The organism is Rathayibacter sp. YIM 133350, assembly GCF_037404875.1.
In the GTDB taxonomy this organism is placed as follows: domain Bacteria; phylum Actinomycetota; class Actinomycetes; order Actinomycetales; family Microbacteriaceae; genus Orlajensenia.
The window spans coordinates 174,716-198,223 of record NZ_JBBELO010000011.1 but is presented as its reverse complement, the minus strand read 5'-3'; the positions used below and the strand labels follow the sequence as shown (position 1 = coordinate 198,223).

Genomic DNA, 23,508 nt, shown 5'->3' with positions numbered 1-23,508 from the left:
GCAGCAGCGCCCGGAGGCGAGGGTGCCGTCGAAAGGTTGCCCACAATGGCGGCCTGTTGTCGCGGCCCGAGGCCCTGCGCTCGGTAAACTTGCCCAGGACGCGCGGGATGTGCGCCTAGTCAGGAGAGGCAAGCGTGAGGGCGAAGCAGCACGACTCGGTGGAATTGAGCATTCCCGACACGTTGCCTCTCGGCCCCACCGGTCGCCCACTACGCCAATTTCCCCAGCCACCGGCGTTGAAGAACCACGGGCCCGCCCGTGTGATCGCCCTGTGCAACCAGAAGGGCGGCGTCGGCAAGACGACGACCACGATCAGCCTCGGCGCAGCCCTCGCAGAAGACGGCCGTCGCGTGCTCGCCGTCGACTTCGACCCCCAGGGCGCTCTCTCGGCCGGCCTCGGCGTGCCCACGCACGACGTCACGACCATCTACGACCTGCTGCTCTCGCGCAAGGTGGACCCGAAAGACGCCATCCAGCACACCGCCGTGGAGGGACTGGACGTCATTCCGGCGAACATCGACCTCTCCGCCGCAGAGGTGCATCTCGTGAACGAGGTGGCTCGCGAGCAGATCCTCGCCGGTGTGCTGAGGAGGGTGTCTGCGGACTACGACGTCATCCTCGTGGACTGCCAGCCGTCGCTCGGCATCCTGACCGTCAACGCGCTCACCGCCAGCCACGGCGTGCTCATTCCGCTCGAATGCGAGTTCTTCGCCCTGCGCGGGGTCGCGCTGCTCATCGAGACGATCGATAAGGTGCGCGAGCGCCTGAACCCGGCGATCACGCTCGACGGCATCCTCGCCACCATGTACGACGCCCGCACGCTGCACTCCCGCGAGGTGCTCGAACGGGTCGTGGACGCCTTCGGCGACGAGGTGCTCGAGACCGTCATCGGCCGCACGGTCAAGTTCCCCGATGCCTCGGTCTCGGGAACGCCGATCACGCAGTTCGCCCCCGATCACCCCGCTTCGCGCGCCTACCGGCAGCTGGCCCGGGAGCTGGTCTTCCGTGGCGCCGTCGCCTGACCTCGCCGAGCGCTCGGGCAGCGGATTCCGCGTAGCCCTCTCGAACTTCGAGGGCCCGTTCGACCTGCTGCTCTCGCTCATCTCCAAGCACGAACTCGACATCACCGAGATCTCGCTGAGCGCCGTGACGGATGAGTTCCTCGGCTACCTGCGCGCGCTCGACTCTGCCGATGAACTCGAACAGGCCAGCGAGTTCCTCGTGGTCGCGGCGACCCTGCTCGACCTGAAGATCGCCGGACTGCTGCCCCAGGGCGAGCTCGTCGACGCGGAGGACGTGGCGCTGCTCGAGGCCCGCGACCTGTTGTTCGCGCGACTGCTGCAGTACCGCGCGTTCAAGCAGGCCTCGGCGTGGTTCGCCGAGCACCTCGAGGCCGAGGCCTCGCGGCATCCACGTTCCGTTCGGCTCGAGGAGAAGTTCCGCCAGCGCACGCCCGAGCTCGTCTGGACGCTCTCGCCCGCGGACTTCGCCGCGCTCGCCACGCTCACTCTGACGCCCCGCGAGATTCCAGTGGTGGGCCTGGACCACCTGCACGCGCCCCTCGTCAGCATTCGGGAGCAGGCGGCCGTGGTCGTGGCCATCCTGCGGCGCAGCGACACCGTGAGTTTTCGCGAACTCATCGCCGGCGTCGACGCCAAGGGCGTCGTCATCGCGCGGTTCCTCGCCGTGCTCGAGCTCTACCGGCATGCGGCGCTCTCGTTCGAGCAGCTGGAGCCGCTCGGCGAGCTCACGGTGAAGTGGACGAGCGAGAACTGGAGCGACGAGAACCTCGCCAACCTGGGAGCAGACTATGACAGTTGAGATGTCCGCCGCGCAGACGGAGGCGCCGCCGTCCGTCGAGGCACCGACCTCCGTCGAGGCACCGACCTCCGTTGAGCCGGCGCCCGGCGACGTGGATCGGGCCCTGGAGGCCATCCTCATGGTCACGGACGAGCCACAGGGTGTCGTGCATCTCGCGACCGCCGTCGGCCGGCCCGTCGCCGAGGTGCAGCAGGCCATCGCGCGACTCGTGCGCGACTACGACGGCGTCGACGCGCTGGGGCGCGCCACCGGCATCCGTCGCGGTTTCGAGCTGCGGGAGGTGGGCGGCGGTTGGCGCATCTACGTGCGACCGGAGCACGACACCCTCGTGACCGATTTCGTGCTCGCGCAGAACCCGTCGAAGCTCTCGCAAGCGGCGCTGGAGACGCTCTCGGTGATCGCCTACAAGCAGCCGATCACCCGCGGCCAGGTGGCGGCCATCCGCGCGGTCAACGTGGACTCCGTGGTGCGCACGCTGCTCGGGCGAGGCCTGATCACGGAGCTGTTCGCCGATTCCGAGACGGGCGCCATCAACTACGGCACCACCGAGCTGCTGCTCAGCCAACTGGGCATCAACTCCCTCGACGAGTTGCCGAAGATCTCGCCGTTGCTCGAAGACGGAGCAGAGGGGTTCGACGGTGACCTTCGATAATCCCGGAGCCGATGGCCCCGAGGGCGTGCGGCTGCAGAAGGTGCTCGCCGCAGCGGGAGTCGCATCCCGTCGCGTCGTCGAGCAGATGATCCTCGAGGGGCGAATCGAGGTCAACGGCTCGATCGTGACCGAGCTCGGCCGGCGCATCGATCCCGAGAGCGATCTCGTGGCGGTCGATGGGTCGGCGGTGCAGCTGGACGCCACCAAGCGCTACCTGATGCTCAACAAGCCGACCGGCGTCGTCTCGTCGATGAAGGACGAGCAGGGCCGGCCCGACCTGCGCCGCTTCACGCGCGACTACGAGGAGCGGCTGTTCAACGTCGGTCGCCTCGACGCCGAGACGAGCGGACTGCTCATCCTCACCAACGACGGCGAACTCGCGCACGCTCTCGCGCATCCCTCGTTCGGAGTGTCGAAGACCTACATCGCCAAGGTGCGCGGCCTCGTGACGCCGCAGACCATCTCTCGGCTGAAGAAGGGCATCGACCTCGATGACGGCTTCATCGCGGCCGACAAGGCCCGCCTGCTCACCGGCACGCCGGGCGGCGGCACGTCGAGCCTCGTCGAGCTGACGCTGCACTCCGGACGCAACCGCATCGTGCGCCGGATGCTGGATGCCGTCGGCCACCCGGTGATCGAACTCGTTCGGCGCTCGTTCGGACCACTGCACCTCGGCACGCTCCAGGTCGGGCAGGTGCGCGAACTGACCAAGGCCGAACTCGGTCAGGTGCTCACGCTCTCGCGCACCGCGTCGGCCGAGCAGCAGGGCCAGACGGTTCCGCAGCCGGAGTCAACGACGCAGCAGCGGCCAGAGGAGCGCCCGCGTGGCTGAGGCGCGGCTCATCGGACCGGTGCGCGTCGTGGGGGCCGGCCTGCTCGGCACGAGCGTGGCCCTCGGACTGCGGGCCCGCGGCATCGACGTCATCCTCGCCGACGCGTCGCCCACACACGTGGTGATCGCCATCGACCTCGGTGCTGGGCGCCGGGCTGAGCCGGGGGATGAGCCCCAGCTCATCGTCGTGGCCGTTCCGCCTGACGTGACGGCGAGCGTGATCGCGGCCGAGCTCGCCGCCTTCCCGACCGCCATCGTGACCGACGTCGCGAGCGTCAAGCTCGCCGTGCTCGCCGAGCTGCAGCAGTCGGGGGCCGACCTCTCGCGCTACATCGGGTCGCATCCGCTCGCCGGTCGGGAGCGCGGCGGACCCCTCTCCGCGCGAGCGGACCTGTTCGTCGGCCGCCCGTGGGTCGTCGCCGCCCACGACGAGATCAGCTACCGGCGGGCCGGCGCCCTGGACGACCTCATCCTCGACCTCGGTGCGAGCCTGGTCGAGATGACCCCTGAGGAACACGATCGCGGCGTCGCGCTCGTCTCGCACGTGCCGCAGGTGGTCTCGAGCATCATGGCGCGGCGGCTGATGGACGCGCCGAGCGCGGCCGTCGGTCTCGCCGGACAGGGCGTGCGCGACGTGACCCGCGTGGCGGCGAGCGACCCCGACCTCTGGGTGCAGATTCTCGGTGCGAACGCCGCGCCCGTGCGCGAGGTGCTGCAAGCCTACCGCGACGACCTCGATCGCTTCATCTCCGCCCTCGCCGACCCCGAGGCGCCCGGCGCGCGTCGCCGCGTGGCCGAGGAACTGGCGGGCGGCAACACGGGTGTCGCCCGGCTTCCGGGAAAGCACGGCACCGACAAGCGCTTCGCCTCTCTCACGGTCATGGTCGATGACCGTCCCGGACAACTCGCGCGCCTGCTCGCGGAGATCGGCGAGATCGGCGTCAACCTCGAAGACCTCCGGCTCGAGCATGCGCCCGGCATCCTCGTGGGCCTCGCCGAGATCGCGGTGCTGCCCGAGGTGGCGGAGTTCCTGAGCACCGAGCTCGCACAACGCGGGTGGCGCATCGCCGGCTGAGCCGTGCCCGGTGAGCCGTTCCCGCGCCGTCCGATACCCTCGAATCATGAGCAGCAGACCCGTCATCGTGGCCATCGACGGGCCGGCAGGCAGTGGCAAGAGCAGTGTGAGTCGCGCCGTCGCTCGCCGCCTCGGCTGGGCCTTCCTCGACACCGGCGCCGCCTACCGGGCGCTCGCCTGGTTCGCGCTCGACCGGTCGGTCGACACGGATGACGCGGATGCCGTCATCGCGCTGCTGCCGGCGTTCGACTACGGCATCGGCACCGAGCCTGATGGATACCACGTGCGCGTGGGCGAGGCCGACGTGACCGAGGCGATCCGGGAGCCGCGCGTCGCATCCGTCGTCAGCGCGATCGCCCGCATCCCGCAGGTGCGGTCCCACCTCGTGGACTGCTTCCGGCGCATCGCGGCCGCGGTGCCGCGACCCGGTGTGGTCATCGAGGGACGCGACATCACGACGGTCGTCGCCCCGGATGCGCCCGTGCGCATTCTGCTCACGGCCGATGAGGCGGTTAGAATGGCGAGGCGCTCGGCCGAGCTGAGCGACCACGCGGCAGATACGGTCGCACGGCAGTTGGCGCAGCGCGATCGCGCGGACTCGCAGGTCGTGGACTTCATGAATGCCGCCGACGGCGTCACGACCGTCGATTCCACCCGACTGAACTTCGACGAAACCGTCGATGCCGTTATCGCGGTCATCGAGGAGACAGCATGAGCACCGAGAACGACGACTACGACGCCGAGGACTCCCTCGCCGCGAACCTGGCCGAGATCGCCGACGACGACGCTCACCAGCGTGCGACGGCGTTGCGCCGCGGGCTCGACGACTACGCGCTGGAAGACGAGGACTTCGAGGTTCTCGACACGGTCACCGAAGACCCCGACGCCATCCAGTACCTTCCCGCGCTTCCCGTCATCGCGATCGTCGGACGACCCAACGTGGGCAAGTCGGCCCTCGTGAACCGCATCCTCGGCCGCCGCGAAGCGGTCGTCGAAGACACCCCCGGCGTGACCCGTGACCGGGTCTCGTACAAGGGCGAGTGGAACGATCGCCGCTTCACCGTCGTCGACACCGGCGGCTGGGAGCCCGATGCCCGCGGCATCGACGCCTCCGTCGCCGCGCAGGCCGAGGTCGCGATCGACCTCAGCGACGTGGTGCTCTTCGTCGTGGATGCCATGGTGGGCGCCACGTCGACGGACGAGCAGGTGGTGCGCCTGCTGCGCCGCGCAGGAAGGCCGGTCTTCCTCGTCGCCAACAAGATCGACGACGCCCGTCAGGAGCCCGAAGCAGCCGCGCTCTGGAACCTCGGACTCGGCGAACCGCATCCCGTCTCCGCCATCCACGGCCGCGGGGTCGCCGACCTGCTCGACGAGGTGCTGAAGGTTCTTCCCGAGGTCTCGGCCGTCGCGAAGGACGAGATCGGCGGACCCCGTCGGGTCGCCATCCTCGGCCGACCGAACGTGGGCAAGTCGAGCCTGCTCAACAAGTCCATCGGCGAGGAGCGCGTCGTCGTCAACGAACTCGCCGGAACGACGCGTGACCCCGTCGATGAGCAGGTCGAGCTCGGTGGAAAAGTATGGCGCTTCGTCGACACCGCCGGCATCCGTCGCCGCGTGCACCTGCAGCAGGGCGCCGACTTCTACGCCTCGCTGCGCACCGCGGCCGCGCTCGAGAAGGCGGAAGTGGCCGTCGTGCTGCTCGATGTCAGCCAGCCCATCTCCGAGCAGGACGTGCGCATCATCGACCTCGTGCTCGAGTCGGGCCGTGCTCTGGTGCTCGCCTTCAACAAGTGGGACCTGCTCGACGACGAGCGCCGCCGCTACCTCGAGCGTGAGATCGAGCAGGACCTCGCCCACGTGTCGTGGGCGCCGCGGGTCAACATCTCCGCGCGCACCGGTCGCCACATCGAGAAGCTCGTGCCGGCACTCGAGACCGCCCTCGAGTCGTGGGACACCCGCATCCCGACGGGCAAGTTCAACGCCTTCCTCGCCGAGCTGACGGCGGCGCACCCGCACCCGGTGCGCGGCGGAAAGCAGCCGCGCATCCTCTTCGGCACCCAGGCCGCGAGCCGGCCGCCGACATTCGTGCTCTTCACGACCGGATTCCTCGACCCGGGTTACCGCCGGTACATCCAGCGCAGGCTGCGCGAGATCTACGGCTTCGAGGGTTCGCCGATCGTGCTCAACATGCGCGTGCGCGAGAAGCGCCAGCGCTGACGACTGTCAGGCCCGCCTTCCGATGCGGTGACCGCACACTGTGGCCTGCCCGGGGCGGCCAGGAGTATAACCAGTTATACTCGCTCCCATGAAGACCGCGATCTCGATTCCCGACGGCGACTTCGAACGCTTCGAGCGGGTGGCGGCGCGGCACGGAATGAATCGATCGGAGTTCTATCGTCGGGCCGGTAATCGACTCGTCGAAGAGCTGGAAGGCGAAGCCGAACTGACCGCCCTCGCAAACGCGGTCATCGCTCGTGTCGGACAACCATCGGCGGAGAGCCCATTCCTCGAGGAATCGGAGCGCACCGTGCTCGAGGGTACGGACTGGTGATATCGCACGGCGATGTCGTGTGGGTCGACTTCGGTTCACCGCGTGGATCCGAGCCGGCCAAACGCCGTCCAGCACTCGTTCTCCAAGAGGATTGGCTGCTCGCCACGGAGATCGCCACGGTGCTGGTGGTTCCGTTGACCTCGAATCTCGCGCTCGAAGCCTTCCCCGGCAACGTGCTTGTGCCCGTCGACGCATCCGGACTCGGCAAGGACTCCGTTGCCGTCGTGTCGCAACTCGGTCCCGTCAGCCGGGAGTTCGTCGAGCCTTTTCCCGTGGGGCACGCTCCGAATTTCATCCTCTCGAAGATCGCCGACGGCGTTCGCCTGGTCCTGGGTATCTGAGCGCGTCAGCGACCGGCGGAGGCTCGCCTCAGGCGGGTGCTGGCGCACGCGGGGCGTTCGCGAGCGCTTTCGCTTAGGCTGTCTGCGTGATTCAGGCGCAGGATGAGGGTCCCTTCTTTCACGGCACGAAAGCCGATCTGCGTGAGGGCGACCTGCTCACACCGGGATTCCGGTCGAACTACCGCCCCGAGATCGTGATGAACCACATCTACTTCACCGCTCTGACGAACGGTGCGGGGCTGGCCGCCGAACTGGCGGCGGGCGACGGCATCCCGCGGGTCTATCGCGTGGAGCCGACCGGCGCATTCGAGGACGACCCGAACGTGACCGACAAGAAGTTCCCCGGCAACCCGACCCGGTCCTATCGCAGCACGGCTCCGCTGCGGGTGGTGGGCGAGGTCAACGACTGGACACGACTGACGGCCGAGGCGCTTCAGGAATGGCACGAGCGCTTGGCAGTACTGCGCGCGGACGAGCGGGGCGAGATCATCAACTGAGCGGGGAAGCCGATCCGGGCGACGATCGCCCCGACGCCGCTGCCGACGAGGAGCACGGTCATGCCTCGATCAGCTCCGACAGTTCCGGGTCGTCGAGGATGCGCGTGAGGGTGGTTCGGCCGAGGGCGCTCATCACCGGATTCGACTCTCGGTAGTACCACACGAGACCCATCGCCTGTTGGAAGGCCCACGCCGCGCCGCGGTACCACTCGAGGTCGCCGCAGCTGAGCGCTGCGCGGAGCAGTGCGCGGCGATCGGTGTCGAGCAGGTGCCACCCGGCCACCAGATCGAGTGCGGGATCGGCGGGACCGAATCCGCCGCCGTCGAGGATTCCGATGATGTGCTCGCCCTCGACGAGCACGTTCCCCGGTATGAGATCGCGGTGACTCATCACGTCGGGGCCCGGAGCCGGCAACGTGCGCAACCGACTCCACGCCTGACGGAGCCGATCGACCGGCAGCAGGCCGAGGCTTTCCCTCAGGCACACGTTCATCCACTCATCGGAGTCGGTGAGATCCCCACCGCGCCCCGGACCTTCGAACGATCTCCCGCGGGTGTCGGCCGAGCGCAGTGACTGGATCAGCATCACCAGGTCACGGGCGAAGGCCGCAGAGCTCTCGTGGCTGTGTGGTGAGGCGACCTCTCCGTGCAGCCAGGTCTGCACCGACCACGGAAGCGGGTAGCCGTCTCCCGGCTCACCGATCGCCACTGCGAGGGGGACCGGAAAGGGACAGCAGACGGCGAGTTCGCGCATCGCTTCGATTTCGTGCAGGAGTTGAGCCCTCACCGAGCCGGGCTCGCACCGGCGCAATGGGAACTTGGCGGTGAGATCGTCTCCGATCCGCACGATGGCATTGACGGTTCCCGCCGTCGCGAGGCGACGAACGGGCTTCTGCCGCCACTCGGGGAACTGTGCATCGATCAGTCGTCGTGCGGTGCCCTCATCCATCGGCACCTCGTCAGCGTGCATCGGCACACGTCGAGGCTAGTCCCTTCGGGAGAAGCGAATTCGAGGCGCTATCACGTGCCGATCGTCGAGACCAGCACACCGCCCTCGGTCCGCAGCACCCGCCAGACGTTGCCACTGCCCTCAACGCGCAGCTCGCCGTCGCCCACGATCAGAGCCGTGCGCTCGTCGATGCCGAGCCCGCCCGCGACGAGTCCGGATTCCACGGCGGCGACCAGTCGGGACAGCATGCCCCGCTGAGCCACGTGTACCTCGATGGCCACGTCGACGAGGCCGATGCCCACCTCGATCTCCAGCTCATCGTCGGGGTCGTCGGGGTCGTCGGGGTCCTCCGGTGAGACGACCACGCCGCCGATGCGCGAACCGCTCCCGAACGAACCCTCCGCCGCGATCATCGCGCCGGCCGAAACGCCGAGGTAGGGAACGCCGTCGGCGACCAGCCGGCGCAACTCGCCGAACACCGGCTCGAGCCCGGCGCGCACATCCTCGACGATGCCGCCTCCGACCGCGATGCCGTCGACGTCGGCGAGCGCATCGGGACCGATCGGCTCTCCGGGCCCGCCCGCGGTCAGGTGCATCTCGACCGCGGACCCTGCTGCCGCCTCGGCCAGAAGGTCGCCGAGCGCCGCCGCCTTCTCCTCGGCCTCGGGATGCAGCGAGATCACGGCGATGCGCGGCCGGGTGCGGCCCACTTCGCCCGCTCGCAGCACCGCTTCGGCGACGAACGGCGCGTGGAGCGGGGCATCCGCCTTCGTCGTCGCGCCGCCGCCGATGAGGTGCACGCTCACGCGGCATCACCCCCAGCTGCACGGGCGAGCGATGTTGCCGCCTGGCTGAAATGGTTCCACGGGAAGACCTCGCGGCGCATTTGCCTGACCCCGCCTTCCTCGTCGCTCGCATCCAAGCTCATTCGAAGAGGCTACCGGGTGGGAGACCACGTGAGGCCGGGCACGATCTTGTCGTAACTAGGGGACGATGACGGCTCTGCCGCGAATGCCTCCAGCGTGGAGGTCCCGGTAGGCCCTGGGTGCGTCGTCGAGGGAGTACTCCTGCACCTCGACGTCGATCTTCCCGGCCCTCGCGAGCTCGAAGACCTCGATGAGCTCGCTTCGCGAACCCCAGTAGGGTACGCGAACAGCCGCGTCGAAGGCGATGGAGCCGAACCCGACTGTCGCGGATCCTCCGCCGATGCCGACGATGGTGACATCCGAGTCGATAGCGGCGACGGCGGTCGCCGTTGCGATGGTCGCGTTCGCTCCGACGAAGTCGAAGACCGCGCTCGCTCCGAGCCCATCGGTGATCTGCCTGATCCTGTCGGCGGCGGAAGCGTCGCTGATCAGGGTGAGATCGGCGCCGACATGTTTCGCCAGTTCGAGCTTCTCGTCGGTGATATCGAGGACGATCACAGTTGCCCCCGACAGTGCCTTGAGCATCTGAATGCCGACATGTCCCAAACCCCCTGAGCCGATGACGACGGCGTAGCTACCTGCGCCGAGCTTCGGGAGGCTGCGCTTGATGGCGTGATACGGCGTCAGACCGGCATCAGTGAGGGAGACGTTCTTGACCGGGTCCAAGTTGCCCAGGGGGACGAGGTGGCGCACGTCGTCGACGATCATGTATTCGGCCATCGAGCCTTGGCTGCCGAGGCCGGGCGGCCGTATGCCTTCGGCCGCCGCGTTCGTGCAGTAGTTCTCCCACCCCTTCGAGCAGTTGAGACAGTGACCGCATCCCCACGGCCCGTAGACGGCTACGGCATCCCCGACCTGGAGTCCTGTACGCACACCGGCGCCGAATTCTTCGATGATGCCTGCCCCCTCATGGCCAAGAGTGAGCGGAAGCGGGTAGCTGGCGGCGCTATACGCGTCTTCGGGCAAACTCATGATGTAGTCGTCCGAATGGCAGACGCCCGCGGCTGTGACTCGCAGCAGAACCTCGCCCGGGCCCGGCGACGGCTTGTCTATCTCCACGACTTCCGGGGCCGAACCAACCTTGGTGTACCGCAACGCCTTCATCGGTTCGTCCCCCACTCATCGCCGTCGAACGAGGATGAACATCACAATGGCACCCTCATGGCGATGCTAGAAGCGCCGAGGCGGCTTCGCAATGTATCTGCGGTGTCGGGTCGAACAGGGCTCGTCGGAGCCGGTGCAGCAGATGCGCCTGTGACGCTGATGGGCGTGAGCACCAGGACGAGGACCAGTCCTGCGGAAGTGATCTCGTCGTCAGCCTGCTATCACTTCGACCCGTCAGGGCTCCCGGTCGCAGGCGGATCCCCCTTTCATCTCCTTCCGGTGACAGTTCGCCGTTTTCCGGCTATCGTCGGCCGTCGCGCGACACGCCGGTCCTGTCGCGACACCGGCGATAGATTGTGAGCGTCGGGAGCCGTATCGATATCGAAGTATCAAGGCGTCCGCGACGAGGGCGGCTACCCAGAGGTGAACCAACACTCTGTCGGTTCGCTGCGGGCCGATGGGAGTGGGGCGACATGGAGTATTTCGATCTGGCGGGCCGGCGGGCTCTCGTCACAGGCGCCAACCGCGGTCTCGGCCGCGCGATCGCATCCGCGTTGGCTGGCGCCGGGGCACACGTCGTTCTGGGCGTGCGCGATCCCGAAAGCGCGGAAGAGCCGGTGGATGCGATTCGCGCGGACGGGGGTTCCGCGTCATCTATTTCGCTTGATGTCACGCGGCTCGACGATGCTCGGTCGTCCATTGATACGGCATCGCGGGATGGTGCATTCGACATCCTGGTCAACAACGCCGGGGGCGGAATCGTCGGCTCGGCCATCGACGTCACGGAGGAGGACTTCGACGCGGTCTGGTCACTCAACGTGCGTTCGGCGCTGTTCCTCTCACAACACGTCGCGCGCTCCATGCCCTCCGGGAGCGCGATCGTGAACGTCGCCTCCCAAGCAGGCATCGTCGCGCTGCCGGGAGAGTCTTCGTACTGCATCGCGAAGGCGGCGATGCTGCATATGACTCGCTGTCATGCGATCGAGTGGGGTGAGCGGGGCATCCGCGTCAATGCGGTCGCCCCCACGTTCATCGAGACGGATGGCACGGCGGAAGCGTTGTCAGACCCGGCCTTCCGCGCCGACGTCATCGACCGGATCGCGGCACTGCATCGGATCGGCGTGCCGAGCGAGGTCGCGGGGGCCGTGTTGTTCCTCTGCTCTCCCGCGGCATCGCTGATCACCGGCCAGACCCTCGTTGTCGACGGCGGCTGGACCATCCGCTGAAAGACTGGCCGATCCGGGCACTGACTGGATCGGGATGGCCATAGGGCCTGGGGCACTTTGGTCAGGAATGCTCAGTGCGGCAGCAAGCTGTACAGGCCGTCGGGGTTGGCGACAGCTACGACCAGTGGTGAATCAGTCGAATCCGTGATCTCCAATCGGGGGCGAATCGACGCCGCCAGGCCCCACCTATTCACTCCTTCGGCACTGGGGGCGTGGATGCTGACACGGTGGATGCCGAGGAGTGGAATCTCGCGTCGACTTGCACCCGTCATGGCATCGAGTCGATTGGGAACGAAAATCAATCGCCGATCTGTAACGATGATCTGGCCGCCGATGGTCCGCCAGCCCCGTAAGGAGTTCGCCGCACTCTTGTACAAAACCCGCTCTCCCGCAGACATGGAGACAGCAGGAAACCAGATGCCCATCGTCAGAGCATAACTTCGCGATCAACGAGCTGGGCTGCTAGCGAACGAACGAAGCCGGTTACGCCGAGAAGCCCACCCCGCGGCCGCCCGACGCTCCTTCGGAACTCCTGGCGAGGACGGGACGGAATAGCCCACAAGGCGATCCTCGCTTGCGCTCGTCCGCACGGTGGCGATCCCGGTCTGGAGCGCTTACTCCGCGATGTACTCCTGGCGAGCGGTTCCTTTGGTGGCCATCTCGATATGCCCGAAGTCATGATCGGAGTTGAGGACGACTGCGTCATTGGCTAGCGCATACGCGGCGATGAGGCAGTCGAAGGCTCCAGCGGCACGCGGCGTACCCTGGTCCCAGAGCGCCTGCTGGATGTCTGAGGCATCCTGTTCGGTCGGGTGCGCCCATGCCGGGAGCAGTGCGTCCATGTCGGCTCGGAGATCGGAGTACTCGGCGGTTGTCCGGGCGGAATGGCAGTATTCCAGAACCTGGGGCGGACAGGTGATGATGAGGTGAGTCGACGAAATCTCCCGGAGCCGACGGGCGATCGCCGGACTTCTACCGGCCTTTTGCCAAACGCTGTTGTCGACCAGGTATGTCGTCACGCCGGCACAGCGGCGGGGGTGATGGTTGGCGCGTCTATCTGGTCTGGCTCGAAGTCGCGACCAATGATTTGTTCAACGGCGGACGGTTGGCGGCGAACCGCGATCAAGGTCCGGAGGGCGAGATCGACCGTTTCGCGATTCGACTTCGCGCCAGTTAGTTTCTTGGCCTGCCTGAGCTCGTCCTGATCGATGTCGATTGAGGTGACGGGCATGACCCCTCCTTGGCTTCTATATAACTCATTGTATAACGACCTCGGCGGGAAGGTGCGGTCTTGTGCGCACGACGGCAGGGATCATTGCGGCCGCCCGCGCAAGGATCCCTCACGGCGATGGTCTCCGCCGCCCCCGCGACGGCCCACCCATATCGTCTCGTTCGATTCCCGCATCCGTTGCGAGCCGGCTCTGGATGCTGTTCGGCTGCACGGGATACTTCTGCACAATCCAAATCCCGACGACGCCTTCGATTCGGTCGGGGGTCTGCTTCCTGCGTTCGCCGATGCCGGTCGGTGACGGGTCGATCGCGCTTTTCATAACAGTCCTTACCTCTGGAGGTGGCATCTGCATGTACGACGAACGGCGCTCGCCGCAGATCGACACGGCCAGCAAATTGATGAAGGTGAGGATGGTGGCTCTGCCTTGCAGGCGCGTCGCCCTACATTGGATTCGATGCGCTATAAGACACGGTGCCAGTGACCCCAGACACTGAGCGCTCACGGTTGGCGTCACTACATCTGACATCACCTCGCAGCGACAGAGGTGCAGAATTCCGGAGGCGGTGCCGCTTACCCGATGCGATCGGCGACCCGGGTGCTTATCGGTTCGTCCCGATGGGCAGGTTCTCATCCATTGCGGGTGGCCGCAAAATGAGTGCTGACGCCTCGGCTTTGGTGAGGCTGCTGGGGTGGAGCTGTCGGGAGAAGCGCCCCCGCGGGTCGTCCTTGTCACGAGGTAGTTCGATGGCAGACGCGTCGATGACGCGGAGGGCCAGCTGGGTCTCTTCTTCGCTGAGTTCGAGGTGTTCCCTGCGCCGCAGAACGACCCTCCCTCGCAGGGTGGTGTGGTCACCGAGAGTGAGAACCAGAGTTCGGGGGGATCCTTCCCACGGAGGGTAGGCGAGCAGTTCGGCCCGGGTCAGGTCTGCCCATGACATCGTTTTCCCTCCGATGCGGATGAGCTCGTCGGCAAGGTTGACGTCAACCGGCGCACGGTATCGACGCAAGATCACCAGCCCGATGACGGCGCCGACGGCCACGATGGCGATCCAGATGGCGATGCCCCCGGGCACGTCGTCGAGGATGAGGAGCAATTCGACCGGGACGACCAGAAACACGATGACGGAGGGCGCGCTAGCGGCGGTCACGGCGTTCCCTTTCAGCGGCCCGCCGAGGCGCCGCCACCCCTCCCTGTCGTGCGGTCGCGCGCCGTCTGCGGGGCGTTGCGCGTAGGAGTCGTGTGGAGCGATTGCGTTCCGGTCCACCCTGGACAGGCGGAGAAGCCACACTCCCGCCGTTGCGTATGCGAGCACGAAGAGCGCGAGCAGCGGTTCCCGCTGCCAGCTGAAGGAATGGACGGCGATGGACCAGCCCAGTCCCGCGACCAAAACGGGCAGTGGTGCAAGCAGGACGATCCCGAGAGCCCGAAGGCTGCGACGTGCTCGCACGTCCGCCGGTCGATCCGGCCCACTCGGCGGCCACGTCTTCTCGGACCAACTGGGGCGAAGCGTCCACAGCACGCCGACACCCATTCCCACCGTTGAGAGCGTGAGCAGAAGAGCTGCCAGGATGGCCCACGGTGCCAGCGAGATGAGCCAGCCCGCCGCGACGCCCACGAGGATGCTGAAGGCGATCAGCAACCCGCCCGCGAGTCGCGGGCCGGGAGCGTTGCGTGCTGTTTCCGACACACGCTCTGTCTACCGCCCGCGCGCCTCAGCACGCCAGCCCTTGTTCAGTCGGTGGCGGGGGCGGCGACGAACTCCACGTCTTCCACGCGGGAGGCCGGCATGGCCGCGGCGGCGATCAGGGTGAGAACCGCCGTGACGGCGACGGCGATGAAGACGGCACCGGATGCTGCCTCCACCGTCGCGGGATCGTGCGGTCCCTTTCCCGAGGCGATGATGCCATTGGCGATCGCACCGAACACGGCCACGCCGACAGCGCTGCCGGCCGACCGTGCGAAGGCGTTCATGCCCGTGACGACGCCGCGCTCCCCCCAGTCGACCGAGGACTGCGCAGCGATGAGGCTCGGTGCCGCGACCCAGCCCAGTCCGAAGCCGATCACGAACGCGACTCCGGCGATCGAGATGGGGCTCGGATAGGGAGCGATCAGGCTTAGCCCGAGGCTGCCGACGAGGGTGATGATGCCGCCGATGACGATGGTGCGCCGGAAGCCGAAACGCAGGTAGAGCCTTCCGGCCTGCGATGCCGAGAGCGGCCAGCCGAGGGTGATGGCGGCGACGGCGGCGCCCGAGACGAGCGGAACGACACCGATCGCCTTCTCGAGGTAGGTCGGGATGTAGGAGGTCACTCCGATGAGGATGGCGCCGACGCCGATCGAGATGAGCGTCGTCGTGGTGATCAGCCGGCGACCGAAGAGGGACAAGTCGAGGATCGGCTCAGCAGCCCGGCGTTCGACGAGCGTGAAGGCGAGAAGTGCGAGCGCGCCGACACCGAAGCACGCGATGCTCTGCCACGAGCCCCACGCCCAGGCGTTGCCGCCCTCGAGCACACCGAGGATGGCGAGGGTGAGGCCTACCGTGAGCAGGATCGCACCCGCGTAGTCGACGCGGTGCCGCCGTGGAGTGACGGACTCGTGGAACGCGCTCAGCAGCATCCAGCCGGCCACCAGACAGAGGGGGATGTTGACCAGGAAGATCCAGCGCCACGAGACGAACTGCGAGAACACGCCGCCGAGCGCGGGGCCGACGACGGATGCGACCGCCCAGACCGAGGCGATGTAGCCCTGCACCTTGGCGCGCTCCGCCACCGTGTAGATGTCGCCGACGATGGTCATCGACATGGGCGCGACGGCGCCGGCTCCAAGACCCTGCACGGCGCGGAAGGCGATGAGGGCGGGCATGCTCCACGCGAACCCGCACAGGATGGAACCGAGAAGGAAGAGGCCGACGCCCACGAGGATGATCGGCTTGCGGCCGACGGTGTCGGCGAGCTTGGAGTAGATCGGAACCGAGACGGCCTGAGCGAGCAGGTATACCGAGAACAGCCAGGGGAACTGGTCGAAGCTGCCGAGGTCTTTCACGACCGAGGGCACCGCCGTGGCGAGAATGGTCGCATCGATGGCGATCAGCCCCGTCGAGAGCATCAGTGCGATGAGCACCGGCCCTCTCTCGGACCGGAAACCGACGGATGCCTGTGGTGCGCTCACCATGAATGCAAGGCCCTCACGAGCCGTTGCATTCCCGAAGGGTTCGAGGCGTTTGCGGTAGCTCCGGTCCTCAATGCCAGTCGAGTGGCGTCACCAGGGAGATGTCGGAGACGTCCGTCCATGGACCACGCCCGGCGAACGCGGCCTCCCGCTCGGGCGACGCGAGGTAGGCCTGCTCGATGCGTTCGAACTCGGCCGCGTCGCCGTCGACGCTGACGGCCCACGTGAACTCGTTCGTGGCGGCGTTGAAGTAGCCGAACTCGACCTGGAACCCGAGCGCCTCGCGCGCGGGAACGAGCGTGCTGGGCCACCACTCCAGGAACTCCTCGACGAGGGCGGGCTTCAGTTCGTACCGACGCAATTGCACTGTGCGGGCCATGGGATTCCTTCCGTCCTCGACGACCGTAGCGTGTCTGGAGCCTCAGACGGAGCCCGAATCGATGCGTCGCCGACGCGGACTAGTCTCGAAGAAGACCCACGTGCGAGGAGGCAGGACATGGCTGATCTGACGGAGACCGAACTGTTGGCGGCCGTGCCGACACAGCTCTTCATCGGCGGCGAGTGGGTGGACGCCGAGGGTGGCAAGACCTTCGATGTGCGTGACCCTGCAACGGGCGCCGTGCTCGTCTCGGTGGCGGATGCGTCTCCCGAAGATGCCGTGCGCGCCCTGGATGCCGCGGTCGCTGCCCAGGACGATTGGGCGAACACGGCTCCGCGTGAGCGCGGCGAGATCCTGCGCCGCGCGTTCGACACCCTTCAGGAGCGCAAGCGCGATGTCGCCCTGCTCATGACGCTCGAGATGGGAAAGCCGCTCACGGAGTCGCTGGGAGAGGTGACCTACGGCGGCGAGTTCCTGCGCTGGTTCAGCGAGGAGGCGGTGCGCATCCACGGCCGCTACGGCGTGAACCCCGAGGGCACCGGGCGCATGATCGTCTCCCAGCATCCGGTGGGCCCGTGCTACTTCATCACCCCGTGGAACTTCCCGCTCGCGATGGCCACCCGCAAGATCGGGCCGGCGCTCGCCGCAGGATGCACCGTCGTGGTGAAGCCCGCGCAGCTCACCCCCCTCACCACCATGTTCGTCCTGCAGTTGCTCGAGCAGGCGGGCCTGCCCAAGGGCGTCGTCAACGTCGTCACGAGCTCGTCGTCGTCGGCCGTCTCCGGGCCGATCATCAGCGACTCGCGCCTGCGCAAGCTCTCGTTCACCGGCTCGACCGAGGTCGGCCGCATGCTGCTGCAGCAGGCATCCGAGAACGTGCTGCGCACCTCGATGGAACTCGGCGGCAACGCTCCGTTCGTCATCTTCGACGACGCCGATCTCGACGCGGCCGTCGAAGGAGCGCTGCTGGCGAAGTTCCGCAACATCGGCCAGGCCTGCACCGCGGCCAACCGCTTCATCGTGCACGAGTCGGTTGCCGACGCGTTCGCCGAGCGCATCACCGACAAGGTGAAGGCCATGCGCATCGGCCGCGGAACGGAGGAGGGCGTGCAGATCGGACCCCTCATCGACGACGACGCCATCGACAAGGCCGACGCCCTCGTGAAGGATGCCGTCGAACGCGGAGCGACGCTGACCACCGGCGGCAATCGCATCGAGGGGGAGGGAACCTTCTACGAGCCGACCGTGGTCACCGACGTCGTGCCCGGCAGCGACATCCTGCGCCAGGAGATCTTCGGACCCGTCGTCTCGATCGTGCGATTCTCGACCGAGGACGACGCGGTGCGCATCGCGAACGACACCGAGTTCGGTCTGGTCGCCTACGTCTACACGCGTGACCTGGCCCGTGGGCAGCGCATGATCGAGCGCCTGCAGACCGGCATGATGGGCCTGAACATGGGCGTCATCTCGAACGCGGCGGCTCCCTTCGGCGGTGTGAAGCAGTCGGGGATCGGTCGCGAGGGCGGATTCGAGGGCATCCATGAGTACCTCAACACCAAGTACACGCTCACCCCGAACCCGTTCGCCTGAGCCATGACGCGCGACGCGGTCATCGTCGATGCCATCCGCACCCCCAGCGGTCGTGGAAAGCCGGGCGGAATGCTCTCGCACGTGCATCCCGTCGACCTGCTGGCCGACGTGCTGCGGCAGCTGGTCGAGCGCTCCGACCTGGATCCGGAGCTCATCGACGACGTGATCGGCGGATGCGTCAGCCAGATCGGCGAGCAGAGCTACAACACCGTGCGCAACGCCGTGCTTGCGGCCGGGTTTCCCGAGAGCATTCCCGGGGTCACGATCGACCGGCAGTGCGGGTCGAGCCAACAGGCTGCGGCCTTCGCTGCCCAGGGCGTGATCGCCGGAGCCTACGACGTCGTCATCGCCTGCGGCGTGGAGTCGATGAGCCGCGTGCCCCTCGGATCTTCACTTGCGGGCGCGTCGCGGAACGGCGAGGGCATCCGTCGGCGCTACCCCGACGGTCTCGTGAGCCAGGGCATCGCGGCCGAACTCATCGCGGCGCGGAACGGGTTCGAGCGCGAGGCACTCGACGCCTACGCCGCCGATTCGCATCGGCGAGCCGCGGTGGCATCCCAGGCGGGCGCCTTCAACGCCGAGCGCGTCGCGGTAGGCGGCGTGTCGGCCGAGCGCGACGAGACGGTGCGGGAGGCGACGACGGCCGAAGGCCTCGCCGGCCTCAAGCCCGCCTTCTACGACGCCGCGCTGGCGGAGCGCTTTCCCGAGATCGGCTGGCGCATCACCCCGGGCAACTCGTCGCCTCTCACCGACGGAGCCTCTGCAGCGCTCATCATGAGCGCAGAGCGCGCGGAAAGCCTCGGCCTACGCCCCCGGGCCCGGTTCCATTCCTTCGCTGTCACGGGAAGCGACCCCATCCTGATGCTCACCGGCGTCGTGCCGGCCACCCAGCGCATCCTTCAGCGCAGCGGACTGAGCATCGACGACCTCGACGCGTACGAGGTGAATGAGGCATTCGCCTCGGTTCCGCTGCTCTGGCTCGCCGAGACGGGCGCCGACCCCGAGCGACTGAATCCGCGCGGGGGAGCGATCGCGCTCGGGCACGCCCTGGGCTCCTCAGGCACGCGACTGCTGGCGACACTCGTGAACGAACTCGAGGCCAGAGGCGGGCGCTACGGGCTGCAGACGATGTGCGAGGGCGGCGGCATGGCCAATGCGGCCATCATCGAACGACTCTGACCATCATCTCCGAACCATCATCGAACGACTGAGGAAGGGCACGAACAGGCATGAGGATCCAGGGATCGAGCGCGATCGTCACGGGTGGTGCGTCGGGCCTCGGCCGCGGCACCGCATCCGTTCTGCACGCGGCGGGGGCACGCGTCGTGCTCGTCGACCTGCCGTCGTCACCGGGTGAGCAGGTGGCCGCGGAGTTCGGCGAGGGAGCCCGCTTCGTACCGGCGGATGTGACCGACCCCGACCAGGTGCAGGCGGCGATCGACGCCGCGCAGGAGTTCGGTCCTCTGCGCATCGCCGTCAACTGCGCGGGCATCGCCACGGCGGGCCGCACGGTCGGACGCGAGGGCCCGCTCCCGCTGGACGCCTTCGAGCGCACCATCCGCATCAACCTCATCGGAACCTTCAACGTCAGCCGGCTGGCCGCGGCGGCCATGGCGGCCGCCGAGCCCGTGGAACAACAGGATTTGCCCGGAGTGCCGCCGACGGCTGAGCGCGGCGTGATCATCAACACAGCGTCGGTCGCCGCCTTCGACGGTCAGATCGGCCAGGCGGCGTACGCCGCCTCGAAGGGTGGCGTCGCGGCCATGACGCTGCCGCTCGCGCGCGACCTCTCGAAGCTGCTCATCCGCGTTCTCACGATCGCACCCGGCATCATGCAGACTCCGATGATGGCCGGCATGCCCGCCGAGGTGCAGCGCTCCCTCGAGGAGTCGATCCCGCATCCCTCGCGCATGGGGACGGCGGCCGAGTACGCGGCGCTCGCCCGCCACATCATCGAGAACCCGTTGCTCAACGGCGAGACCATTCGCCTCGACGGGGCCATCCGGATGCAGCCCAAGTAAGGGCGAGACGCTGGAGCGAGCCGTCGTTGCTTCGACGGCTCGCCCCCGCTGACCGGATGCTGCTCAGACCGCCCCGGCGAGGCGGGCCTTGCGGGCGTCGCGGAGGGCCTCGACGGTGTCGTAGACGATGGCGAGAAGGGCGATCGCGACGATGAGGGTCCCGAGCCAGCTGCCGGCATCCGCCCCCTGCGGCCAGCCGAGCGCCGCGAAGAAGGCGGGGTTCAGCAGCGCGCCGGTCAGCGCGAGCCACGCCAGGGGGGCGAAGAAGGCGACGTCGATGAGGATGCGCACGGCAGTGAGGCCATACGTCCAGCGGCGGCGCGCGTAGACGGCGATCGTGAGCGCCACCTGCGCGAGCATGACGACGATGAGTGCGGGCAACCAGAAGCTCCAGAGGCGCGGGTCGATGACGGGTATCGGATCGCCGCTCGCGTTGTGGATGGGAGAGGCGAGTTGCTGCCACAGGATCGCGGCGATCACGAAGCCGCTCCAGACGATGCTTCCCACCAGGCCTGCGACGCCGACGCCGGTGTCGCGGGCATCCGGGTTGGGCAGCATCTCGGGCGTCCACGTCTCGCGGCCATTGCGATGCTGAGGCTGGCGCTCGAGGATGGCGAAGACGAGGGTCGTCCAGAATCCGAGGTGCACGGCGACCTGGATGGTGAGCGCGATGGCGCGGCCGATCGCATCCCCGATGCTGTCGCGCGCCAGCAGCTGCACCACGAACATGACCACGACGATGATCGGCAGCACGATGCTGTAGAGCATCACCAGAAGCCGGCGGTAATCGGGGAAGAGCGCGGGACCGATCAGGTGCAGCGGTCGGTCGGTATACGTGGCGGCAAGGCGATCGGGATCGCCGAGCGCGATGATCGCCTCGCGCTCCGGGTCGGCGGAGCCCTCTTCGCGCTTGGCGTCGGTGGTGTCGGCGACCAGCGCGCGCACCTCGCGTTCGAGTTCCTCGCGCTGGGTGCTGGGAACGCGGCGGCCGACGGCGTAGACGTAGCGGTCGGTGAGTGTTGCGGTCATGATTCGTCTCCGGAAGTGAGTGCGGTGATCGACTCGGCGATCGCCGCCCAGTCGGTCAGCAGGTTCTGTGCGAGAGCGAGGCCGGCCGCGCTGGTCTGGTAGAACTTGCGCGGTCGCGCCTCGTCGGTGTTCCAGCTGCTGGAGAGGTAGCCCTGCTTCTCGAGGCGTCGAAGCAGGGGATAGAGGGTGCCGGCGTCGGTGGAAAAGCCGAGGCTCTCCAGTCGCTCAAGCAAGGCATAGCCGTAGTCGGGCGAACGCAGGCTCAGCAGGCAGGCGAGCACCACGGTGCCGCGGCGCAGCTCTTGGAGATGTCCTGCGGTTGCGTCATCCGGTTGCATGTGACTCACAATACTGTGTGACACACACTATTGCAATGGGCATAATGTTATGCGACCGGGAAGGCACCCTACGACGCTTCGACAGGCTCAGCGAACAGGGGTGAGCTGAGCGCGAAGGTCCAGTTCCCTGAGCTTGTCGAAGGGCCCTGTGGTGCCCGCCGAGGCGACCATCCCGTTCCCTGAGCCTGTCGAAGGGACGTGCCGTGTGCGCCCGGGCGACCATCCCGGTCCCTGAGCCTGTCGAAGGGCCGTGCCCCGTCAGCTCGTGGCGTGCGCCTCCAGGAAGGCGTACACCTCCGCGTCGTCGACCCCCGGGAAGGTTCCCGACGGCAGCGGGGAGAGGATCTGCGCGTGCAGCCGCGCGCTCGGCCAGGCCTGGCCGGCCCAGCGCTCGGCGAGTTCCGCCGGAGCGCGCCGGCAGCACGACTCGTCGGGGCAGCGCGAGAGCGCCCGCACGGTGGTCTCGCGCCCGCGGAACCACTTGGCCTCACTGAACGGCACGCCCACCGAGATCGAGAACTCGCCCCCAGCGCCCGCGCGGCCGGCCGCATCCGTTCGGCCGGTCTGAGTGGCGCACCAGTACGTGCCCGCCGGCGTGTCGGTGTACTGGTAGAACTCAGTGGTTCGGTTCGTGTGCGTGAAGGCGCTGCGCGCGCTCCACTTCTTGCAGACCCACTGGCCCTCGATGGATCCCGTCACGTCCGTCGGCAGTGGAAGGTCGTCGTTCTCGTAGCCCTTCAGCAGGGCGCCGTCCTCCTTCACCCGCAGGAAGTGCACCCGCATGTCGAGATGCGCCGTCGCGAGGTTCGTGAAGCGCAGGGCAGCCGCCTCGTGGGTGACGCCGAAGGCATCGCGGAAGTCCTCGATCGCGAGGCGCTTCTCTTTCTTGGCCGACTGGAGGAAGGCGACGCTGGCCTGCTCGGGCATGAGGCAGCAGGCGGCGAAGTAGTTGATCTCGAGCCGCTGCTGCAAGAACTCCGCGTAGCTGGCCGGCTTCTCATGGGCGAGCACGCGGTGGGCGAGGGCCTGGAGCGCCATCGACCGCAGCCCGTGCCCGCCGGGGATGGATGCCGGGGGCAGGTAGATGCGGCCGTTCGCGATGTCGGTGATCGATCGAGTGGAGTCGGGAAGGTCGTTCACGTAGATGAGCTGGAAGCCGAGCTGCTCTGCCATCACGCTCACCTCGCGGTGCGTCAGCGCGCCGGCCTGGTGCCCGGCCGCGCGCACACGGTCCTCGGCGAGACGCTCGATCTCGGGGAGGTGGTTGTCGTGCTGGCGCATCCGTTCGCGGAGTTCGGTGTTGGCCCGGCGAGCCTCCTCTGGCGTCGCGATGGCCTCGGACGCACGTCGTTGCAGCTCTCGATAGAGCCCGAGCACAGCCTCGATGGCCTCGTCGGGAAGGGCGCGCGTCGGCTTGATGCGCGGCAGGCCGAGCGCGCCATAGAGCGACGAGCGCTGCACGGTTGCCAACTCGATCTCGAGGGCGGCCCGGGCGTTGGGTGCCTCGGGCGAGAGCAGTGCGGGGACGGTGATGCCGAGAGCATCCGCGATTGACTGCAGTGCTCCTACTCGAACCTCGCGCTTGCCGTTCTCGATGAGCGAGAGCTGGCTACCGGCCATGCCGATGCGCTCGCCGAGGGCGTCGAGAGTGAGTCCGCGCTCGATGCGATGGTGCCGGATGCGGTGGCCGAGCGTCTCCAACTCCGCGCTGCGCTGCGTCATGCCTTAACCATACGGAAAGATCACCCGTTCTTAACACTGTTCTCCTGTGCCCGAG

General features: G+C 67.7%; 27 protein-coding genes. 14 read left to right on the top strand and 13 right to left on the bottom strand.

The window, feature by feature from the left end:
- The first annotated feature begins 158 nt into the window (after positions 1–158).
- From WDJ51_RS02625 to arr, 10 genes are all read left to right on the top strand, one after another.
- On the top strand, positions 159–1,022 hold the full coding sequence (locus WDJ51_RS02625; RefSeq protein ID WP_337850882.1) for a ParA family protein: 864 nt from the start codon (positions 159–161) through the stop codon (positions 1,020–1,022).
- Positions 1,006–1,821, top strand: coding sequence for a segregation and condensation protein A (locus tag WDJ51_RS02620; protein ID WP_337850863.1), 816 nt, complete (start codon positions 1,006–1,008; stop codon positions 1,819–1,821). The genes WDJ51_RS02625 and WDJ51_RS02620 overlap by 17 nt, the downstream gene beginning before the upstream one ends.
- The gene (gene scpB / locus WDJ51_RS02615) at positions 1,811–2,473 is read left to right on the top strand and encodes an SMC-Scp complex subunit ScpB (RefSeq protein ID WP_337850862.1); all 663 of its coding nucleotides are present in this window, start codon (positions 1,811–1,813) and stop codon (positions 2,471–2,473) included. The genes WDJ51_RS02620 and scpB overlap by 11 nt, the downstream gene beginning before the upstream one ends.
- Complete coding sequence (locus WDJ51_RS02610) at positions 2,460–3,305, top strand: pseudouridine synthase (RefSeq protein WP_337850861.1); 846 nt, start codon at positions 2,460–2,462, stop codon at positions 3,303–3,305. Before scpB ends, WDJ51_RS02610 begins: the two co-directional genes overlap by 14 nt.
- A complete protein-coding gene (locus tag WDJ51_RS02605; RefSeq protein ID WP_337850860.1) occupies positions 3,298–4,380 on the top strand; it encodes a prephenate dehydrogenase in 1,083 nt (360 codons plus the stop codon). The genes WDJ51_RS02610 and WDJ51_RS02605 overlap by 8 nt, the downstream gene beginning before the upstream one ends.
- Before the next feature lie 46 nt (positions 4,381–4,426).
- Complete coding sequence (gene cmk / locus WDJ51_RS02600) at positions 4,427–5,095, top strand: (d)CMP kinase (RefSeq protein ID WP_337850859.1); 669 nt, start codon at positions 4,427–4,429, stop codon at positions 5,093–5,095.
- On the top strand, positions 5,092–6,597 hold the full coding sequence (gene der / locus WDJ51_RS02595) for a ribosome biogenesis GTPase Der (RefSeq protein ID WP_337850858.1): 1,506 nt from the start codon (positions 5,092–5,094) through the stop codon (positions 6,595–6,597). The genes cmk and der overlap by 4 nt, the downstream gene beginning before the upstream one ends.
- Before the next feature lie 88 nt (positions 6,598–6,685).
- The gene (locus tag WDJ51_RS02590) at positions 6,686–6,931 is read left to right on the top strand and encodes a CopG family transcriptional regulator (RefSeq protein WP_337850857.1); all 246 of its coding nucleotides are present in this window, start codon (positions 6,686–6,688) and stop codon (positions 6,929–6,931) included.
- On the top strand, positions 6,928–7,272 hold the full coding sequence (locus WDJ51_RS02585; protein WP_337850856.1) for a type II toxin-antitoxin system PemK/MazF family toxin: 345 nt from the start codon (positions 6,928–6,930) through the stop codon (positions 7,270–7,272). The genes WDJ51_RS02590 and WDJ51_RS02585 overlap by 4 nt, the downstream gene beginning before the upstream one ends.
- A gap of 86 nt (positions 7,273–7,358) precedes the next feature.
- A complete protein-coding gene (gene arr, locus WDJ51_RS02580; RefSeq protein WP_337850855.1) occupies positions 7,359–7,769 on the top strand; it encodes an NAD(+)--rifampin ADP-ribosyltransferase in 411 nt (136 codons plus the stop codon).
- A gap of 58 nt (positions 7,770–7,827) precedes the next feature.
- On the opposite strand, the gene WDJ51_RS02575 is transcribed toward arr, so the two are convergent.
- The 4 genes from WDJ51_RS02575 to WDJ51_RS02560 are packed head-to-tail and all read right to left on the bottom strand — an operon-like array spanning position 7,828 to position 10,748.
- On the bottom strand, positions 7,828–8,739 hold the full coding sequence (locus WDJ51_RS02575; RefSeq protein WP_337850881.1) for an aminoglycoside phosphotransferase family protein: 912 nt from the start codon (positions 8,737–8,739) through the stop codon (positions 7,828–7,830).
- A 50-nt stretch (positions 8,740–8,789) separates the two neighbouring features.
- A complete protein-coding gene (locus tag WDJ51_RS02570; RefSeq protein ID WP_337850854.1) occupies positions 8,790–9,524 on the bottom strand; it encodes a Type 1 glutamine amidotransferase-like domain-containing protein in 735 nt (244 codons plus the stop codon).
- Entirely contained in the window at positions 9,521–9,646 is a 126-nt protein-coding gene (locus WDJ51_RS02565; RefSeq protein ID WP_337850853.1) for a hypothetical protein, read from the bottom strand. Before WDJ51_RS02565 ends, WDJ51_RS02570 begins: the two co-directional genes overlap by 4 nt.
- Positions 9,647–9,701: 55 nt before the next feature.
- On the bottom strand, positions 9,702–10,748 hold the full coding sequence (locus WDJ51_RS02560; protein ID WP_337850852.1) for an NAD(P)-dependent alcohol dehydrogenase: 1,047 nt from the start codon (positions 10,746–10,748) through the stop codon (positions 9,702–9,704).
- A 473-nt stretch (positions 10,749–11,221) separates the two neighbouring features.
- On the opposite strand from WDJ51_RS02560, the gene WDJ51_RS02555 reads away from it, so the two are divergent.
- On the top strand, positions 11,222–11,974 hold the full coding sequence (locus tag WDJ51_RS02555; RefSeq protein ID WP_337850851.1) for an SDR family NAD(P)-dependent oxidoreductase: 753 nt from the start codon (positions 11,222–11,224) through the stop codon (positions 11,972–11,974).
- A 71-nt stretch (positions 11,975–12,045) separates the two neighbouring features.
- On the opposite strand, the gene WDJ51_RS02550 is transcribed toward WDJ51_RS02555, so the two are convergent.
- The 6 genes from WDJ51_RS02550 to WDJ51_RS02525 form a co-directional block, all read right to left on the bottom strand.
- Complete coding sequence (locus WDJ51_RS02550) at positions 12,046–12,399, bottom strand: hypothetical protein (RefSeq protein ID WP_337850850.1); 354 nt, start codon at positions 12,397–12,399, stop codon at positions 12,046–12,048.
- Between the two features lie 189 nt (positions 12,400–12,588).
- The gene (locus tag WDJ51_RS02545; protein WP_337850849.1) at positions 12,589–12,993 is read right to left on the bottom strand and encodes a PIN domain-containing protein; all 405 of its coding nucleotides are present in this window, start codon (positions 12,991–12,993) and stop codon (positions 12,589–12,591) included.
- Entirely contained in the window at positions 12,990–13,205 is a 216-nt protein-coding gene (locus WDJ51_RS02540) for a type II toxin-antitoxin system VapB family antitoxin (protein ID WP_337850848.1), read from the bottom strand. Before WDJ51_RS02540 ends, WDJ51_RS02545 begins: the two co-directional genes overlap by 4 nt.
- A gap of 599 nt (positions 13,206–13,804) precedes the next feature.
- Entirely contained in the window at positions 13,805–14,845 is a 1,041-nt protein-coding gene (locus WDJ51_RS02535; RefSeq protein ID WP_337850847.1) for a hypothetical protein, read from the bottom strand.
- A 92-nt stretch (positions 14,846–14,937) separates the two neighbouring features.
- On the bottom strand, positions 14,938–16,377 hold the full coding sequence (locus tag WDJ51_RS02530; RefSeq protein WP_337850846.1) for an MFS transporter: 1,440 nt from the start codon (positions 16,375–16,377) through the stop codon (positions 14,938–14,940).
- A 67-nt stretch (positions 16,378–16,444) separates the two neighbouring features.
- On the bottom strand, positions 16,445–16,753 hold the full coding sequence (locus WDJ51_RS02525; protein ID WP_337850845.1) for a hypothetical protein: 309 nt from the start codon (positions 16,751–16,753) through the stop codon (positions 16,445–16,447).
- A 117-nt stretch (positions 16,754–16,870) separates the two neighbouring features.
- Between WDJ51_RS02525 and WDJ51_RS02520 the strand changes: the two genes are divergently transcribed.
- From WDJ51_RS02520 to WDJ51_RS02510, 3 genes are read left to right on the top strand one after another with little or no spacing between them, the layout of a single operon-like run.
- Positions 16,871–18,343, top strand: a complete 1,473-nt coding sequence (locus tag WDJ51_RS02520) for an NAD-dependent succinate-semialdehyde dehydrogenase (protein WP_337850844.1) — start codon at positions 16,871–16,873, stop codon at positions 18,341–18,343.
- 3 nt (positions 18,344–18,346) lie between these two features.
- A complete protein-coding gene (locus WDJ51_RS02515; protein ID WP_337850843.1) occupies positions 18,347–19,522 on the top strand; it encodes a thiolase family protein in 1,176 nt (391 codons plus the stop codon).
- Between the two features lie 50 nt (positions 19,523–19,572).
- Positions 19,573–20,364 (top strand): 3-hydroxyacyl-CoA dehydrogenase, encoded by a 792-nt coding sequence (locus WDJ51_RS02510; RefSeq protein ID WP_337850842.1) that lies wholly within the window; start codon positions 19,573–19,575, stop codon positions 20,362–20,364.
- A 63-nt stretch (positions 20,365–20,427) separates the two neighbouring features.
- Here the strand turns inward: WDJ51_RS02510 and WDJ51_RS02505 are convergent, their stop codons facing one another.
- The 3 genes from WDJ51_RS02505 to WDJ51_RS02495 all read right to left on the bottom strand — a co-directional run bounded on the left by WDJ51_RS02505 (position 20,428) and on the right by WDJ51_RS02495 (position 23,453).
- Positions 20,428–21,393, bottom strand: a complete 966-nt coding sequence (locus tag WDJ51_RS02505; protein WP_337850841.1) for a hypothetical protein — start codon at positions 21,391–21,393, stop codon at positions 20,428–20,430.
- Positions 21,390–21,731 (bottom strand): PadR family transcriptional regulator, encoded by a 342-nt coding sequence (locus WDJ51_RS02500; RefSeq protein WP_337850840.1) that lies wholly within the window; start codon positions 21,729–21,731, stop codon positions 21,390–21,392. The genes WDJ51_RS02505 and WDJ51_RS02500 overlap by 4 nt, the downstream gene beginning before the upstream one ends.
- A 258-nt stretch (positions 21,732–21,989) precedes the next feature.
- Positions 21,990–23,453, bottom strand: coding sequence for a helix-turn-helix domain-containing protein (locus WDJ51_RS02495; RefSeq protein ID WP_337850839.1), 1,464 nt, complete (start codon positions 23,451–23,453; stop codon positions 21,990–21,992).
- Between the last annotated feature and the right edge of the window lie 55 nt (positions 23,454–23,508).

What these genes read in the sequence shown, in the direction of transcription:
- WDJ51_RS02565 (WP_337850853.1), bottom strand. Translation starts at nt 9,646, where the DNA reads ATGAGCTTGGATGCGAGCGACGAGGAAGGCGGGGTCAGGCAAATGCGC.
- WDJ51_RS02525 (WP_337850845.1), bottom strand. Translation starts at nt 16,753, where the DNA reads ATGGCCCGCACAGTGCAATTGCGTCGGTACGAACTGAAGCCCGCCCTC.
- WDJ51_RS02520 (WP_337850844.1), top strand. Translation starts at nt 16,871, where the DNA reads ATGGCTGATCTGACGGAGACCGAACTGTTGGCGGCCGTGCCGACACAG.
- WDJ51_RS02590 (WP_337850857.1), top strand. Translation starts at nt 6,686, where the DNA reads ATGAAGACCGCGATCTCGATTCCCGACGGCGACTTCGAACGCTTCGAG.
- WDJ51_RS02575 (WP_337850881.1), bottom strand. Translation starts at nt 8,739, where the DNA reads ATGCACGCTGACGAGGTGCCGATGGATGAGGGCACCGCACGACGACTG.
- scpB (WP_337850862.1), top strand. Translation starts at nt 1,811, where the DNA reads ATGACAGTTGAGATGTCCGCCGCGCAGACGGAGGCGCCGCCGTCCGTC.
- WDJ51_RS02555 (WP_337850851.1), top strand. Translation starts at nt 11,222, where the DNA reads ATGGAGTATTTCGATCTGGCGGGCCGGCGGGCTCTCGTCACAGGCGCC.
- WDJ51_RS02540 (WP_337850848.1), bottom strand. Translation starts at nt 13,205, where the DNA reads ATGCCCGTCACCTCAATCGACATCGATCAGGACGAGCTCAGGCAGGCC.
- der (WP_337850858.1), top strand. Translation starts at nt 5,092, where the DNA reads ATGAGCACCGAGAACGACGACTACGACGCCGAGGACTCCCTCGCCGCG.
- WDJ51_RS02515 (WP_337850843.1), top strand. Translation starts at nt 18,347, where the DNA reads ATGACGCGCGACGCGGTCATCGTCGATGCCATCCGCACCCCCAGCGGT.
- WDJ51_RS02505 (WP_337850841.1), bottom strand. Translation starts at nt 21,393, where the DNA reads ATGACCGCAACACTCACCGACCGCTACGTCTACGCCGTCGGCCGCCGC.
- WDJ51_RS02550 (WP_337850850.1), bottom strand. Translation starts at nt 12,399, where the DNA reads ATGGGCATCTGGTTTCCTGCTGTCTCCATGTCTGCGGGAGAGCGGGTT.
- WDJ51_RS02530 (WP_337850846.1), bottom strand. Translation starts at nt 16,377, where the DNA reads ATGGTGAGCGCACCACAGGCATCCGTCGGTTTCCGGTCCGAGAGAGGG.
- WDJ51_RS02510 (WP_337850842.1), top strand. Translation starts at nt 19,573, where the DNA reads ATGAGGATCCAGGGATCGAGCGCGATCGTCACGGGTGGTGCGTCGGGC.
- cmk (WP_337850859.1), top strand. Translation starts at nt 4,427, where the DNA reads ATGAGCAGCAGACCCGTCATCGTGGCCATCGACGGGCCGGCAGGCAGT.
- WDJ51_RS02495 (WP_337850839.1), bottom strand. Translation starts at nt 23,453, where the DNA reads ATGACGCAGCGCAGCGCGGAGTTGGAGACGCTCGGCCACCGCATCCGG.
- WDJ51_RS02500 (WP_337850840.1), bottom strand. Translation starts at nt 21,731, where the DNA reads ATGCAACCGGATGACGCAACCGCAGGACATCTCCAAGAGCTGCGCCGC.
- WDJ51_RS02560 (WP_337850852.1), bottom strand. Translation starts at nt 10,748, where the DNA reads ATGAAGGCGTTGCGGTACACCAAGGTTGGTTCGGCCCCGGAAGTCGTG.